General features: G+C 59.3%; 11 protein-coding genes. 5 read left to right on the forward strand and 6 right to left on the reverse strand.

Annotation, left to right across the window (positions count from 1 at the left end; all coding sequences use genetic code 11):
• Positions 1-371: 371 nt before the first annotated feature.
• From ACWNRM_RS12530 to ACWNRM_RS12540, 3 genes are all read right to left on the reverse strand, one after another.
• The gene (locus tag ACWNRM_RS12530; RefSeq protein ID WP_485171144.1) at positions 372-1,250 is read right to left on the reverse strand and encodes an SDR family oxidoreductase; all 879 of its coding nucleotides are present in this window, start codon (positions 1,248-1,250) and stop codon (positions 372-374) included.
• A gap of 181 nt (positions 1,251-1,431) precedes the next feature.
• On the reverse strand, positions 1,432-3,054 hold the full coding sequence (locus tag ACWNRM_RS12535; protein ID WP_485171143.1) for an NAD(P)/FAD-dependent oxidoreductase: 1,623 nt from the start codon (positions 3,052-3,054) through the stop codon (positions 1,432-1,434).
• A gap of 200 nt (positions 3,055-3,254) precedes the next feature.
• A complete protein-coding gene (locus ACWNRM_RS12540) occupies positions 3,255-4,943 on the reverse strand; it encodes a M28 family metallopeptidase (protein ID WP_485171142.1) in 1,689 nt (562 codons plus the stop codon).
• Between the two features lie 738 nt (positions 4,944-5,681).
• Here ACWNRM_RS12540 and ACWNRM_RS12545 point away from each other — a divergent pair.
• The 5 genes from ACWNRM_RS12545 (at position 5,682) to ACWNRM_RS12565 (ending at position 10,355) form a co-directional block, all read left to right on the forward strand.
• Positions 5,682-5,894 (forward strand): hypothetical protein, encoded by a 213-nt coding sequence (locus ACWNRM_RS12545; protein ID WP_485171141.1) that lies wholly within the window; start codon positions 5,682-5,684, stop codon positions 5,892-5,894.
• Positions 5,885-6,772, forward strand: coding sequence for a cation diffusion facilitator family transporter (locus ACWNRM_RS12550; RefSeq protein WP_485171140.1), 888 nt, complete (start codon positions 5,885-5,887; stop codon positions 6,770-6,772). Before ACWNRM_RS12545 ends, ACWNRM_RS12550 begins: the two co-directional genes overlap by 10 nt.
• Positions 6,766-7,665, forward strand: coding sequence for a cation diffusion facilitator family transporter (locus ACWNRM_RS12555; protein ID WP_023979167.1), 900 nt, complete (start codon positions 6,766-6,768; stop codon positions 7,663-7,665). The genes ACWNRM_RS12550 and ACWNRM_RS12555 overlap by 7 nt, the downstream gene beginning before the upstream one ends.
• A 139-nt stretch (positions 7,666-7,804) precedes the next feature.
• Positions 7,805-9,241, forward strand: coding sequence for a chloride channel protein (locus ACWNRM_RS12560; protein WP_485171139.1), 1,437 nt, complete (start codon positions 7,805-7,807; stop codon positions 9,239-9,241).
• A 118-nt stretch (positions 9,242-9,359) separates the two neighbouring features.
• Positions 9,360-10,355, forward strand: coding sequence for an LLM class flavin-dependent oxidoreductase (locus ACWNRM_RS12565; RefSeq protein ID WP_485171138.1), 996 nt, complete (start codon positions 9,360-9,362; stop codon positions 10,353-10,355).
• Positions 10,356-10,496: 141 nt separating this feature from the next.
• On the opposite strand, the gene ACWNRM_RS12570 is transcribed toward ACWNRM_RS12565, so the two are convergent.
• The 3 genes from ACWNRM_RS12570 to ACWNRM_RS12580 all read right to left on the reverse strand — a co-directional run bounded on the left by ACWNRM_RS12570 (position 10,497) and on the right by ACWNRM_RS12580 (position 16,624).
• On the reverse strand, positions 10,497-12,329 hold the full coding sequence (locus ACWNRM_RS12570; protein ID WP_485171137.1) for a glycoside hydrolase family 15 protein: 1,833 nt from the start codon (positions 12,327-12,329) through the stop codon (positions 10,497-10,499).
• 111 nt (positions 12,330-12,440) lie between these two features.
• On the reverse strand, positions 12,441-13,967 hold the full coding sequence (locus ACWNRM_RS12575) for a carbohydrate porin (protein WP_485171136.1): 1,527 nt from the start codon (positions 13,965-13,967) through the stop codon (positions 12,441-12,443).
• 206 nt (positions 13,968-14,173) lie between these two features.
• A complete protein-coding gene (locus ACWNRM_RS12580; protein WP_485171162.1) occupies positions 14,174-16,624 on the reverse strand; it encodes a TonB-dependent receptor plug domain-containing protein in 2,451 nt (816 codons plus the stop codon).
• Positions 16,625-16,732 lie beyond the last annotated feature (108 nt).

Here is a 16,732-nt window from a genome sequence, read left to right on the forward strand (position 1 = left end):
TTCGCCCGTCAGAAACAAACAATCAGAGTCGCGCGACCTGTTGTACGGATAACATCACTGCCTATTTCGTAACGGGACTGACTAATAACCGGATACAATCCTTGCATCAAGGAACTTACTTATTCTAACAATGAGCGTTATATGACTTTTTATTTCAATGCAATAATTCGCGAAATTATAGAAATTACATAAACTACATCTTCATATATAAATATCAATTGTTAATACTGCTATAAATATAAATATTACCTGCAATGAACTGCCCAATCTTTTCTATTGGTCTCCATATAGTGAGCAATGTACGAAAACGCCCAGCTGGAATTTTATTCCAAGCCAGGCGCCCGTCATATGGAAACTACGTGTGATCGACCTTAGAGCTGAGGCATACCACCATGTACCGGCAGCAGGGCACCTGTTGTGTATGTGTTGTTCGGGTCTGCCAGATAGACATAGGCGCCCGCCAGTTCGGCTGGCTGGCCGGGGCGTCCCATGGGTGCCTGCGAGCCAAAATCCTCATGCTGTTCGGGCGGCATCCCGGTTGCAATGAAGGGTGTCCATATCGGGCCGGGCAGCACAGCGTTCACGCGGATACCCTTCTCGACCAGACTTCCGGCCAGTCCGACGGTAAAATTGGCAATAGCTGCCTTCGTCATAGAATAGGGAATGAGGATAGGCATCGGTGTGCGTGTATTGACCGATGAGGTATTGATGATCGAGGCCCCAGGCTTCATGTGCGGCAGGGCTGCCTTGGTGATGTAGAACATCGCATGAATATTGGTGTCGAAATGGCGGCGCCATTCCTCATCCTCAATCTCAAGAAAATTCTCTCTCGGGTGCTGGAAGGCAGCGTTGTTGACCAGAATGTCGAGCCCACCAAAAGCCTCAACTGTCTGGCTCACCAGATGCTCACAATGGGTTTTCTCGCGGATATCGCCAGGCAGAAGCAGGCAACGACGACCGGCCTTCTCCACCGATCGCGCAATATCCTGCGCGTCCTGCTGTTCGGCCTCGAGATAAGACAGGGCAATGTCTGCCCCTTCCTTCGCATAGGCAACAGCCACAGCGCGCCCAATGCCGGAATCACCCCCTGTAATCAGGGCGACGAGACCGCTCAGGCGATTACTGCCCTGATAACTCTCATCACCGTAATCGGGCTCGGGCTTCATCCTTGCGGAGACACCCGGAAATTCCTGCGGTTGCACCTCGAAAGGAGGGCGGGGATAACGCGTGCGGGGATCGATAAGGGTCATGATGGCTCAACTTCTCGAAAGATGACGAGCCTGCAACGGCGGCAGAACGATGCGGTTCTGCCTATTTATTATCGCGCTGCCATGCAACTCGTGGGTCGGACCGCAGGCGCAGCGAAATTACACCGATTCAGGCAGAACAGGTGTCATCCCTTCGTATGCACCAATGCGCCGCCGCCGAGACTCAGCCCTCGGCACTGGTCTGAGCGCCCTGATGATCCCCGATCACCCATTCGGCAGCGCGTATGCCATCGATACCTGCCGAAAGAATACCTCCGGCATAGCCTGCGCCCTCACCCGCCGGGAAAAGGCCAACCAGCCCGGGGCTCTGCCCCGTTTCGTCACGCGGCATACGAATAGGCGACGAGGTACGTGTTTCCACGCCGGTCAGCACGGCATCGCCCATCGAGAACCCCTTGAGCTTGCGCTCGAAAGCCGGCAGCGCCTCGCGAATGGCCTCGACCGCGAAATCTGGCAGGCAGAGCGACAGATCGGTCGGTGTCACGCCAGGCTTATAGGAGGGCACCACCTCACCCAGATGGGTCGAGGGGCGATTGGCCAGAAAATCCTCGACGCGTTGGGCGGGCGCGCGATAATCCCCGCCACCTGCGACAAAGGCAGCCCGTTCCCAGTGGCGCTGGAACGCAACGCCGCCAAGCACATCCCCAGGATAGTCACGCTCGGGCGAGACATCCACCACAATACCGGCATTGGCATTACGCTCGGCGCGTGAATACTGGCTCATACCATTTGTCACGACCTGCCCCGGTTCGGAGGTGGCTGCGACAACCGTGCCACCGGGGCACATGCAGAAGGAATAAACTGCCCGCCCGTTTTTTGCATGATGCACAAGCTTGTAGTCGGCTGCCCCCAGAAGCGGGTGACCACCCTGATCGCCAAAGCGTGCGCAATCGATCAGCGATTGCGGATGCTCGATACGCACCCCGATGGAGAACGGCTTGGGCACCATGGCCACGCCCGCGTCACGCAGCATCTCGAACGTATCGCGCGCGCTGTGACCGACCGCCAGAATGGCCCGGTCGGTATCGAGCGTGCTACCATCGGAAAGAACGAGTCCCGTCAGGCGTCGTGGTTCGCCCTTGATACGCAGACCATCCACACGCACACCAAAACGATACTCACCCCCCAGACGCTCGATCTCGGCACGGATATGCTCCACCATCGAGACCAGCCGGAATGTCCCGATATGAGGCTTGGAAACGTAAAGGATTTCCTCCGGTGCGCCTGCCTTGACGAACTCTTCCATGACCTTGCGGCCCAGATGGCGAGGATCGCTCACGCCGCTGTACAACTTGCCATCCGAGAAGGTCCCTGCCCCACCTTCGCCGAACTGCACATTGCTTTCAGGAGTCAGTTCAGAGCGACGCCACAGGGCAAACGTATCCACCGTGCGCTCACGCACGATCTTTCCGCGTTCGATAACGATGGGCTTGAGACCGGCCTGCGCCAGAACCAGCGCCGCCATCACACCGCATGGCCCGGCGCCGATTACCACGGGACGAAGAGGACCCGGTTCAGCCGAAAGCGCCCTGTAGCTTATCTCTGGCGTCGGCATGACCGAGACCGTGTTTTCATGGGTGGCGAGAACGACGTCTTCATCCCTAACCGCGCAATCGACGCTGTAGATCAGCATGATGCGCCCACGCTTGCGGGCGTCATAGCCACGCCGGGCAATGGTGAACGCCGTCAATGCCTCGGATGGCACACCGAGACGCTGGAGAATGGCCTCGCGCAGGGCATCGTCTGAATGGTCGAGAGGGAGCCTGAGTTCTGTTAGCCGGATCATGTGGGCTGCAAGTCACGAACTGGGCGTGACTTGTCAAGAAGAATAGCGCGATCGGTCCCGATCTGAAGGGCTATACCGGCAGGACGAGGTCTGCTCTGCACAATGTCACCTTGTGCCAGCGCCGTCGGGATACGTGCCCACTGCATTGCTGATAGCCCTATGGAAGGCAGGGCTGAGGCCGTTCCCGGCCTCCATACCCGTCAGAGTGCGGGGCGCTGCGACTCCGTGCGTTCACGGATTGCCTTGAATTCCGAACCCTGCTTCCAGCTTGGCCACATGCGCGAGAAGGCCAGACTTCTGCCGACCTCATAAAGAGCCGCGGCGTCCTCAGCCGCGCCACGCAGATCCCAACTGGCGCTCCAGGCATCGCAGGGCTGATGATAGCAGGCCATATAGCCCTCAAGCCATTTGCGACCTGCCGGAACGCCCCCTTTCACAAGGTCCGGGTACCCTGCCAGATCCATGATCGGCAGCACGGGCACACCGGCGCGAGCAAAAGGCAGATGATCGGCGCGATAGAATGCCCCGCGTTCAGGCAGGGCTTCATTGACGGTCACGCGCCCCTGCGCAGTAGCGATCGTTGCAAAATCATCCTGAAGACTGTCCTGCCCTGCCCCGACAAGGAAAGCATTGCGCGAAAGACCACCCATTTGCAGCACGTCGATCGTGAAATTCGCAACTGTCTTGGGCAGGGAGATCAGGGGGTGCTCGACATACCAGGCAGAACCCAGAAGCCCGCGCTCCTCTGCTGTCCAGGCACTGAAGAGAATTGTCCGCTCGGGCTGCGGGCCGGATTTGAAGGCACGGGCAATTTCCATGACCGCCGCAATGCCGGAAGCGTCGTCAATGGCGCCGCGCCTTATCAGAGCCTCGCCATTGGGGCCGCGGCTTTTGCCGAACGCATCCCAATGTGCGCCGTAAACAATCGTCTCGTCAGGATGCGTGCTACCCGGAAGCTTGGCCAGAACATTGCGGCTTTGCAGATGCGACGTGGTGACATCCAGCGTCGTGGTCATGGTAACACCCGGCAGGGTGACAGGCGTGAAATCGGCGCGACGTGCCTGCACGCTCAGCTTGTCGAGATCGAGACCCGCACGAGCAAACAGGTCATGAGCCGCCTGCCCCTCCAGCCAGCCTTTGACGACCAGGGATTCCGGCTTGCCCTTGCGCTCGAGATCGAAGGCCTCTCCCCCCGCCGCAATGACCGTGCTCCAGGGATAGGACGCGGCCTCTGTATCATGAACGATCAGCGCGCCAACGGCACCCCTGCGGGCCGCTTCCTCATATTTATAGGTCCAGCGGCCATAATAGGTCATGGTCCGGCCGCCGAAGCGGCCCTTCACAGGTTCATCCGCAGCGGCCTTGAAGTCAGGATCGTTGATCAGAATGACCGCAACCTTGCCCTTGAGGTCCACATTCTTGAAATCATCCCAGTCGCGGGCCGGTGCGGTGACACCATACCCGACAAACACGAGCGGCGCGTCCGTAATGCGTATCTGTGAAGCGGGTGTCCCTGTATTGAGATAGATCTGCTCCGATTGATGGAAATCGAGCCCTTCTGCCCCACCAGTCTTGAAATGAATCAGGGAGTCGGGTGCGATCCGCGTATGGATCATCGGGACCTCCTGGGTCCAGCTCCCATTCTCCCCCGCTGGCTCCAGACCAATTGCCTGAAACTGGGAGACAATGTAATTGACTGTCCGTATCGCTCCCATCGTGCCGGGCGCTCGTCCCTCGAACGGATCTGATGCGAGCGTGCGAATGACATCCGACATACGGCCAGGCTCCATCGGCGCGTAGACCAGTGGTACAGCCGCAAGGGCCGGCATTCCGGTCAGAGCCGTTCCGATGATGAGGGCTGCAACAGAAGGGCGTAGCGATCGCATCATGTTTTCCTTGCTTTTGTGGGACGCGATAACGTCTCGGTCACGCGGCTCCGCTGAAAGCGGCATGGTGATGGTAGGGTAACGAGCGGCAATTCCGCTCCGGATCCTGTGCTTTGTTCCCACCGGAGAAGACAAACTGCCCTTCTGGGAGTTAAGATATCCGGATAAAACCGGACCTTGAAACGGTGACACCGCGGCACTGTGGCTCACCTGCCTGACAAACGACCGGATCTTGCTGTGCATGGCCGGAACAGCCCTTTCGGAAACCGTAAAAGCCGAAGCGCAAGCTCGGAAAAGCTGAGAGACCTTCACCAGAATACCTAATAACGTTAAAAATACATTAACAGCCAGTAGACCAACATTGTGCCACGCATACCACCTCAGGAAAGCCGATAATTCAATAATGAATTTGAATGATTTGATGACAAACCTTTTCCGTACGGAATAACCGTCCGAGCCACTCACTTATCATTCTACGATTTTATCACAAATCTCCTACATTTATATATTTGGAAAATTTATACATTACTGTTTTACAAAGTTATTCATAGTAAAGAATTTATAATTACGTTAATCCTTGAGTTGCAATCACCCATATTGTGCGTCATACGCCATCTCTCGTCTACAGTTCGGCTTTGCCTTGGCGGGTATCGTGTCAATGTCCTATATGATCCCTGACCAGCACAATCCCTGTGGCAATTTCTATCGAGAGCAACTTCATGGCCGAACACGCCTGCGACCATGCCCATCACCATGATCCTGATGCCCATGGACATGACGCGGGTGCGCATGAACACGGTCATGACGATCACGAAACGCATGGGCATGGGCATGGGCATGGGCATGGGCATGGGCATGGGCATGGGCATGGGCATGGGCATGGGCATGGGGGACACCACCATGTTCATGAGCCCGCAAGTTACGGCGCGGCGTTCCTTCTGGGGATGGCGCTGAACATTGCCTATATCGTAGCCGAGACCATATGGGGATTACTGGCTCATTCCCTCTCGCTACTCTCGGACGCCGGCCATAATCTCTCCGATGTACTCGGACTCGGGGCCGCATGGCTCGCCCATAGTCTGGCCCGGCGTGCGCCGACCACGCGCTTTACCTATGGGCTCAAGCGCTCCACCATCCTCTCGGCCCTTGGCAATGCGGTACTGCTGCTGCTGGTAACCGGCGGTATCATCTGGGAGGCTATCACGCGGCTTGTCGCGCCGGGAGAGGTTGCCGGGCGGGTGGTTATGCTGGTGGCGTTCGGGGGAATTCTGGTCAATGGCGCGACAGCCCTGCTCTTCATGCGAGGCGGCAAGGATGACCTCAATCTGCGCGGTGCCTTCCTGCATATGGCCGCCGATGCGCTCATGTCCTTTGCTGTGGTCGTCACAGGTTTCGTCATCATGATGACGGGCTGGACCATTCTTGACCCCATCGTGAGCCTGCTGGTCTGTGTCTCCATCATCATCGGTACGTGGTCCCTCCTGCGCGCCTCACTCGATATGGCACTCGATGGCGTGCCCGAGCAGATCCGTCTGGATGAGGTCGAAGCCGGCCTGCTGGCACTGCCCGATGTTGAGGGCCTCCATCACCTGCATGTCTGGTCGCTCAGCACGACTGAAACCGCATTGACCGTTCATCTTGTCAGCAATGCCGACGCGACGAGGCAGGCCGGTATCCTGCGGGAGGCGACCACCATGCTCGCCAGGCGCTTCAGGATCGGCCATGCGACCTTCCAGATCGAGGCGGCCGGGTCACCTTTCCCCTGTAGCCCTCATGATCACGGGACGACATGCGGCGACAATCCTGCCTGCCAGGGTGTCGTTTCATGCTGAAGCAGCCCGAAAAGATCGTTTTTGGCTGGTTCTCGCTGCTCGTAAGCCTCGTTGCCCTCGGGCTGAAATACGTGGCCTGGCGCGTCAGTGGCAGTTCTGCCCTGCTGTCGGACGCGCTTGAAACGATCATCAATGTCGCTGCCGCTCTGGGAGCTCTGTGGGCACTGAAAGTGGCGCAGCGACCAGCGGATGAGAACCATACCTACGGACATGACAAGGCCGAATATCTTTCTGCCGTGAGCGAGGCTGTTCTGGTGGTGCTCACCGCCATAGGGATCGCCTGGGTCGCGTGGCAGAGCTGGTGGGCACCCAATCATGATCTCGCCCCGTGGCGTGGCATCGTGTTCAACGCACTTGGCGGCGTGGTCAATCTGGTCTGGGGGCTCGTTCTGGTGCGTCAGGGCCGGATGCGCCGCTCGCCCGCCCTTACCGCCAATGGCCGGCATGTCATTTCCGATGTCTGGACCACAGTCGTCCTGGTGATTGGCATCGCGCTTATCCCGCTCACTGGCTACACGCGTCTCGATGCCATTCTCTCGGCCCTTGTCGCCGTGAATGTGCTGCGCGTCGGATTCGACATGATGAAGCAATCCATTGCCGGGCTGATGGACGAAGCGCCGGACACGGACACACTCCAGATGATCCGCGCAGTCATCTCTGAACATGCCAGCGGCGCGATCGAGGCCCATGACATTAGGGTGCGCACCGCAGGCAGTGTCAGCTTCATCGAATTTCATCTCGTGGTACCCGGCACCATGACGGTATCGGACTCGCATGATATCTGCGACCGGGTTGAACACGCATTGCGTCGTCATATTGGACGCGCCCTCATTCATATCCATGTCGAGCCCGAGGAAAAGGCCAAGCAGACCGGCATCCCTGTTCTGGCTTGAAGACCGTGCGAGCGAACCCGAAGGGGTGACGCCCGTTACGTTTTTTCATGACAAGAGTTCCTTGACCAGGTGCCCGGGGTGCTGGCAGGAGCGTTCCTCATCGGTCGGGGCCTCCCGATCTTCAGCCAGGCGAGAACCCATGCGCCCCAGCACCGCTTTGCGGCAAAAGAACCGGATTCTGCATCTGCGCCGCTCTGCGCGCCGAACCACCACGCAATGGCGACGCACCCTCACCTATTGGCTGGGCGCAGTTCTGGTGGGCGTCATAGCTGTTGCTTTCGCTGGTACAGCGGACTGGGCCGCGCGTGTCAGAGGCCGTCTGCTGCACTGGGATCCTTATGTCATGCTGGTCGTCGTGCCCGCAGGTCTGGCCCTTTCAACCTGGCTCACCCGTCGCTTTTTTGCAGGAGCGCAAGGCAGCGGCATTCCCCAGACCATCGCCACACTGCATATCGAAAATTTCTCGATCGTTAATCGTGTTCTCTCGCTGCGCATCGCCTTTGCCAAGATCATCCTGACCTGTTTTGGCCTGCTCGTTGGCGCATCCATCGGCCGCGAGGGTCCTACAGTGCAGGTTGGTGCCGCAATCATGCACGGCTTTTCGCGGGTGCTTGGCATCTCGAATGTGGCAGCCCGTCGCGGTGCCATTCTCGCTGGCGGTGCCGCAGGTGTCTCGGCTGCCTTCAATACGCCTCTGGCCGGGATTGTTTTCGCTATTGAGGAACTCTCGCACTCCTTCGAGCAGAAAACATCGGGCACCATGCTGACCGGTGTCGTGCTCTCCGGTGTGACGGCCATCGCTCTCGTCGGTAATTACTCGTATTTCGGGCATACGGATGTCGATGTCCCCATTGGCACAGCCTGGATTGCGGTACTAACCTGCGGCATCGTCGGGGGGATTGCGGGCGGAACATTCTCGGCGCTGCTCATCCGCTTCTCCAAAGGCCTGCCGGGGCGCATCGGGGCGCTGATCAAGGCACGACCAGTTGCCTTTGCGGCGTTGTGCGGTCTGGTTCTGGCGCTGCTCGGGCTGGTATCTCACGGCGCGACCTATGGCACAGGCTATACCCAGGCCCGCGCGATCATTGACGGCTCAGAGCATTATCCGGCGTCGTTCTTCGTGCTGAAATTCATCGCGACTGTCGTGTCCTATTGCTCGGGTATTCCGGGCGGGCTTTTCGCTCCCTCCCTGTCCGTCGGTGCCGGAATTGGCGGCTGGATCGCGCAATATCTGCCCCACACAACCGCCGGCGCCGTGGTGCTGCTGGGGACAGTGGCCTATTTCTCTGCCGTGGTGCAGGCCCCGCTGACAGCGACGGTCATTGTCATGGAGATGTGCGACAACCAGCAGGTGACGCTTGCCCTGATGGCCACGTCCTTTCTCGCTTTCGGTGTCTCGCGCATGATCTGCAAGCACGCGCTTTATGGCGCGCTGGCCGACCGCTTTATGGAAGCCTCCCACAGCGCTGCCCCTGCCCCGATCTACACGCGCAGCAGCCCCAACCCCAGTCCTGCCATCGAGACTTTGGCCGAGGAAAACAATAGGAAACCGGGCGATAAGCCCCACGAAGCCTGATCCAAGGCTGGAGCTCGGCGGATACACGACGCCCCAATAACCTGAAACGCTGCCAGTCTTCGCCCCCGGATCGCTCCGGGGGCTTTCAGAGCGCCAGAGAGCATCCCATATCGGGATCATGACACCGCTCTCAGTACTCGATCTCTCCTTCATTCGCGAAGACGGCACGGTTCGGGATGCTCTCCTGGAGTCCCGCAATCAGGCAGTTCATGCGGAGGCCCTTGGCTTTCATCGCTACTGGGTGGCCGAACATCACGCCATGCCCGGCATCGCCTCAGCGGCCACGAGCGTTGTGATCGGCCATCTGGCCGCCGCCACTTCGACAATGCGTATTGGGGCGGGGGGCATCATGCTGCCCAACCATGCGCCGCTCGTCATTGCCGAGCAGTTCGGCACGCTTGAGGCGCTTTTTCCCGGGCGCATCGATCTGGGGCTTGGCCGGGCACCGGGTTCCGATCAACGCACCATGCGTGCGCTGAGGCGTCATATCGACCACGCCGAACGCTTCCCCGATGATGTGCTCGAGCTCATGGCCTATCTCTCGCCAGCAGGCAGCGCCAATGGCGTAGTGGCCACGCCGGGCGCCGGAGCAAACGTGCCGGTCTGGCTGCTGGGGTCATCGCTGTTCTCGGCGCAGCTTGCTGCGGCGCTGGGGCTGCCTTTCGCCTTCGCATCGCATTTTGCACCGCAGATGATGGAGCAGGCGATCGCGCTTTATCGTCGCGACTTCCGGCCTTCAGCCCATCTGGCCGCACCCTATGTGATGCTTGCGGTCAATGTAATTGCCGCCGATACAGCAGAAGAAGCCGATTATCTTGCCACATCACGGCGTCTGTTCGTGGCAGCCCTGCGTCAGGGGAAACCCGGACACATTCTGCCCCCTGTCCCGCCAGAAGATCTCCCTTGGCCTCCAGAGGTCAGTGCACAACTCGATACGATGCAGGGCACCAGCCTGATAGGCACATGCGAAAAGGTGGCTGAGGGTATGAAGCAATTCATGTCCCGCCATGCGCCCGATGAACTGATGATCAGCGCGCCGATCTATGCCCCTGCAGCCCGTCTGCACGCGCTGACACTTGCCCGCGAGGCGTGGACTCTGACAGGGCGTGGCTGATTCTGTCCTGCACACAGTCAGTCCTATCTCGCTCCTGCACCGAGCCAGGTAACGGACCGACAGAACGCCAGGCGACAGGATTGAGCCATTCAGCCTCCACCGGAACGTAAACAGCCCAACCCGATTGGCAAGGTGCTCGCCTCAGGACAAATCGAAAGCCTTCATCCTGTTGCCTGCAAGCGCACAGGCTGCGTGGATGACGCCGAGATGGCTCAACCCCTGCGGCGTGTTGCCCAGATACATCCCTGTCTCGGGATTGATCATTTCGGCCATGATGCCGGTATTGCTCGGCAGACGTTCGAGGAAACTGGCGTAAAGCCTCTCGGCCTCGTCTTTCTCCCCAAGAAGATAAAGCGCCTCGACCATCCAGCAGCTACAGGCCAGAAAGGCGCCCTCTTCCTCACGCATGCCGGTATAGCGGAACAGGAACGGTCCGTGGCCAAGCTCCTCTCGTATCGCACGCAGGGTTGAAAGCATACGATCGCGCCTGTCCAGACCAAAGGGCACGGCAAGCGCGATCGATGCGTCGAGACCGTCTGATCCGGGGTAGAACAGATAAGCCTTGCGTCTGTCGCACCAGCACTCACGATCGATCCATTCCAGGATACGCTCTTTCTCACGCGCCCAGCGCGGCGCGCGGTCCTTGGCCAGATGCCCACGCTCGGCCATCTGGCATGCGCGATCCAGTGCCTGCCAGCAGCTGATCTTGGACATCGTGTAGTGCTGGTCCTCGGTCAGCTCCCAGATCCCGGCGTCTTTCTGGCGCCAGTGATCGGCGCAGCGATCGGCGAGATCGGCCAGAAGCGCGGCGGTTTTCTGGTCGAGCAAATTACCTCGCGAGACGAACAGCGCCGCCGTCTCGAAAATATCGCCATAAATGCCATGCTGATGCTGGCCCGCTGCGCGGTTGCCGCTCACCACAGGCTTTATGCCGCGATAGCCCTCAACCTCATCATAGACAATCTCGTCATCGACACTCTGCCCGGAGAGGCCATACACCACCATCGGGCCTGACTCGCCGAGGTGATGCACCAGCCAGGCCAGCGCGGCCTTGACCTCTGCCACCGCGCCAAGCCGCAGGAACGCATTCGCCACATAGGCGGCATCGCGTATCCAGGCGTAACGGTAATCCCAGTTCTTGCCGTCCTTCAGCCGTTCGGGCAACGAGGTCGTGGCTGCCGCCGCAATAGCCCCGCTCGATGAATAAAGCAGCAGTTTGAGTGCCAGTGCACTGCGCCGGACCTGCTCACGATAAGGGCCGTCATAATGGAGCGTGTTGGCCCAGCTGCGCCACGCCTCATCGCTGGTCTCGATGCGCCCGTCGATCTCCTCAACGCTCGGTACGGCAAGAGGCTCGTTTTCGGTTGCGACCAGCGCCACGAGGGCATGGGTTTTCTCACCCACCACGATCTCGGCCTCGATGGCCTCATCCTCTTCGCGAAGGATACGCATGTTTGGCGTATGCACCATATGGGCGAGCACGGACCCCACATGGAAGATATTGCCGTTCTGTGTGGTCTGGATCCAAGGCGCGACAGTGCCACAGCGCGTGCCGAGCCGGAAACGCACGATGAATGTCATGCGCCCCGTCAGCCCCTCGATACGCCGTGCAAATTCGGTCCAGGGCAGACGCCCGGCGAAGGTACTGTTGAGCGACTCTGTAAGCCTGGCCGAGCCCGTCTCGGTTTCGATCAGGGTTTCGAGAACGTTGCTGTCCTCACGATAGCGCCGCGTGGCCTTGTAGGCGCCGACAGGGCGTATCTGGAAGAAGCCGCCCGCACGATGCAGGAGACGATCGAACATCGGCGGTGAGTCGATATTGGGAACGCAGAGCCAGTCCACACTGCCATCCGGCGCCAGCAGCGCCACACAACGGCCGTCGCCAAGGGCTGCATAATCCTCGATTGGCCAGAACCCGTCGAGGGGCCCTGCGGGAGAGAGCTCCCTGGCCAGTGCGGGAAGGTCGTGCGTCATGGGCGCTTCTCTCTCGATCATGCTGAGCTGACAGGCCGCGGCGATGGCCAGGCAGTCTCGTCGGGCCATTGCAACAATCGAGAGAGGGGCAAGGTTGCCCCGCGGTATTTTTCAGAAGATTTCTATGTGGCTCTTGAAGCCCAGCATGGCCTGATTGCGAAGCTGTTTCTGGCCACCCGGGTTGAAGTAATACTGGAAGTCAGGCGCGAAGGTGACACCGCGCAGCACATGGATCTGATACATCGCTTCCACCACATACGCGCTGGTCTGCGGGAACAGAGAACCATTGGGCAAAGGCAGGCCCTGCGCTGCGTACAGACGCTGGGAGCGCGTCAGATCATCCGACACATGTGTCCATGAAAAATTCACACCGACCGCATCGAGCGGGCGCGACTTCCAGAAACCGCGATCGAGCACACCGAATGAAAGCTGGTCGGCACGGGTCTGTGTCTGGGCCTTGTTGAAATAGGCGGCCCCGATCAGGGTCACACCGGCGTCAGGGGCCTGACCGGGATGATGATAGACCATCTGGTCAACCAGCCCCCAGGCGGCCCAGGCACCATGCACATCGCGTGGCTTGAGACCGCTCAAGGCGAAGGGATTGCCGTTGCCGTCGTAGTAATTGTCCTTGTGGTCTGCCGTGTCATAGGCGAAGCCCGCCTTGTAATGGCCCGGCAGGGAATGGTCATGGCCGAAACGCGGCTCCCAGATGAACTCGACCGGCATGGCCTCGCCATCAATCGTCGCGCCATTGAACTTGAAGCCTGTGCGCATCTGGGCATTGCCATAGATGGCCTGTGTCTGGGTGAAATAGACACCGAACTGGAAGATCGTGTTGTCGGTCGGTCTCAGGCGGAAGCGGGCTGCCCAGTTGGCGTCGGGATAAGAGGCATGGGCTGTGTTATCGCTCGACGCTTTCGGATTACCGCAGAACGCATTGTTCATGAAGTTGCAGTAGAGCGGGTTGGCCGAGAAATCTGACAGGAAGGACATGCGTCCCGCTGCGACATCGAAGCGGTCGTTGAACATGGTCTCTTCGCCATAGGCGTAAACGAGGTGGACGAAGACGTTACCACCGCCGCCATAGATTTCCTGACTGGGGTTCAGATTGTCCCCAAACATGCGGCTGGCCGGAATACCGTAACGCCCGACAATCACGTCATGGGTGGAGAATCCGGTCCAGCCTGCCAGACGCTCCCAGTCGATATCGTTTTCCATCGAGTACTGCCCGGCATTGCTGGCCCCCTGACGCAGACCGAGGCCTTTTGTCGGGGCATTGAGCATGCCTGACATTTCATTCGTATTGTCGAGCAGGATCGCAATACCGCGTTCACGCAGCCAGGCATTGATGCCCAGAGGATTGACGAAAATTGCCTCCGGTTTGGGCAGGGGGGCGACCGTCGTGTCCTTGTGCAACTCGGACAGTGATGCCTGTGTCAGGGCAGAGGGCTGCTGACCCGCATTGACCGCACCGAGCCCGGCGGGTGCAGGAACGGCGTTCGCTGCCACGGCGGGGCCCGTCTGTGCGGATGCTGTCATCGTTGCTGCCTGCTGGGCATGAGCCGCGGGGGTCAGGCAGGAAACGGCAAGGCAGGCGGAAAAGAAGCGCAGGACGGTAGAGGACAATGTCTGGCTCAAGCTCCCTGTGAACAGATGACCGTCTTTTAAGAAAACTGACAGGTTTTTTGGACCCTGAGAGTCGTCATTTTATGCCGGTTTCGTGAGCAGACCACCACTGACGGGGAAAAAACACCGTTAAATCTGATGCAAAGCCCTCATGACAAATCATTGCTGGACCGGCATAGCCGGTCACGGCAGGGGGAAGCGTCGCGTTAATCGTCGATTCAGAGGTCATAATTTACGCGGAAATAGTAGTAGCCGCCGTTAATGCCAAGCTGCGACGTGCTCATGTAATATTGCGGGGCACCGAGATAGCGGTTTCCGTCAGGTACGCGCGTCGGATAAGCCGAGAAGATGTTGTTGCCGCCGATCGTGGCCGTCCAGCGCGGGGTGATGCGGTAGGACACATCCAGATTGGTCGTCCATTTCGGCTTGTTCTGGTACTCCAGAAAATGCGTCGTGCTGAACTGATAAGGTCCCGGCGCATAATAGGTCAGCTGGTTGGTCGTCTGGCCCCAGCGGATCTCGTGCAGGCCAATGATCCACTTGGCGTGTGTCCAGTTGCCACCAAAAATGATCTTGCTGCGCGGGTAAGCTGTCGTGAGATAAGCGACGGAGGCCGCATTCAGGAGCGGCGCGCCCGTGACGGGGTTGCTCGCCTGATGCGACAGACGCGTGCGGTTGAGGTTGATCGCGGCATCCCAGTCGATACGACCATAGGCGCCGAGCTTCGTCAGATAGGTGACCGTGATATCCAGACCTTGCGTGCGGGTGCTGGCCACATTGGCAAACCAGTTGGCCGTGATCGCACTCTGGTTCCAGCTGCTGATATCCGCGGGCAACGCAAAGCCGTTCATCTGCATGGCGCTGATGGCCGTCGCACCCGAGATGTTGCCCCCCGGCATGATCCGGTCGCGCATGTTGATCTGGTAGATATCGGTCGTGACATGCAGATTGCGGATCGGCTCGACGATAAACCCACCCTCGGCATTGGTCGAACGCTCCGGCTTCAGGCCAGACGAGCCATTGGCCAGCGCACCGGGTGAGCCCGCACCGATCAGGCCACGCGCTGCAGTCGGCGAGATATTGAGGGCCGAATAGTATTTCTGGGCCAATGTCGGCGCATGAAAGCCATTGCTGATCGTGCCGCGCAGGGCGATACGGCGCGTGATGTCATAACGCAGCGAGACCTTGCCGTTCTGGGTGTTGCCCACATCGGTATAGTGCTCGTACCGCCCGGCCAGGTCGAGTTGCAGTCCCTTGGCGAGATAGGTCGAGATATCGAGATAGCCCGCCGCGACATCGCGGCTGTAATTGCCTGCATTGCCCGGATTGGTACCCGCCAGAGCATCGGAGCCGTTACCATAGAGCGACCCCGGCGATCCCGTTCCCACGGAATAGCCTTCATAGCGATAGGACGCGCCACCGGCGAAGTTCACGCTGTGCGGCCAGCCACTAAACGTGAATTTGCGGCTGAAATCGAAATCATTCGTCCATTGCTGGTTGTTGAAACCCTGGACATTGAATGAGGTCGGCGTGGCGCCAGTCGCCTTGTTGGTCGAGAGATTGACCGAGTTGATCAGCCCGATATCGTCGTAATCGCGGCCATAGACGCTCGACACGTCCCAGTGCCAGCCACGGAAATCACCCTTGATGCCGGCCTTGAGTTCATAGTCGTTCTCGTTGAGCGTCTCGACCGGGGAATAGCCCCAGGGATAGATCGCCTTGTAGGCGGGATAGGCATTCAGCGATGAGGCCAGACGGTAGTTCTGGTAGGATTGCGCATAGCGATGGGCATAGGTGCCAAGCGCGTAAAGTTGGATGTTGTCCGTCAGATCATAGCCTGCATTGACGGAAACGCTCTCGCGCGTCTGCTCCGGCTGGCTCAGGATATTGTTCTGATAGGTGCCGGTGCGGTTATCGGCAGCGCTGCGATAAGTGTGATCCTGATGAACGAAATCACCGCTGACATGCACGAAGCCGCGTGAGCCCAGACCGGCCCCGCCATCGAGATAGACACCCTGCTGGAAGCCATCGCCCTCTGACGTGATGCCGGTGATGTTCTGGGCGTGAAAGCCACGCGCCTGCTTCTTCAGGATGATGTTCACCACCCCTGCCACGGCATCCGAGCCGTACTGGGCGGAGGCACCATCACGCAGCACTTCCACATGGTCGATCGCCGACATCGGGATCATGTCGATGTCAGATGCCGTCGAGCCCTGCTGCGGGCCGGGGTTGGAATAGATATTGGCCGTGTTGTGACGACGCTTGCCATCAACAAGCACGAGCGTCTCGTTCGGGTTCAGGCCACGAAGGCTGATCGTGTCCGTCATCGCACCCGCATCGAAACCGGCAGTCGGGGTGGTGAGCGACGGCAGAAGAAGCGAGAGCGCATCGCGCAGCGTGCCCTGCCCGGTGGCGGCAATCTGCTTGTGCGACACGATATCGAGCGGCGCGATGGAATCACGCGCCTTCTTGCCGATCTCGCGCGTGCCCGTCACCACGATGGCCTCACTGCCACCATCGGCATCGCCAGCGTGAACCGGCGCAGACTGGCGCGTGCGCAGCGCATTTTTCTTGCCGGCATGGCTGGCCACCGGTTTGGCCGGGGCCGCCATGCTGCTCGCGGGATCTGCAGAGGCTGTTTGCGCCAGCGCCTCACCCCCGCAGGACATCAGACACGTCGAGGCAATGAGGAAAAACACCCCCTTGCGCGCAACTGATGGCAGGAGGGTATGGGAGCGTAACAGCATGACAAACCTTACCGTTGATTCAGGATTGCC

It is taken from the genome of Asaia sp. A2 (assembly GCF_057319415.1).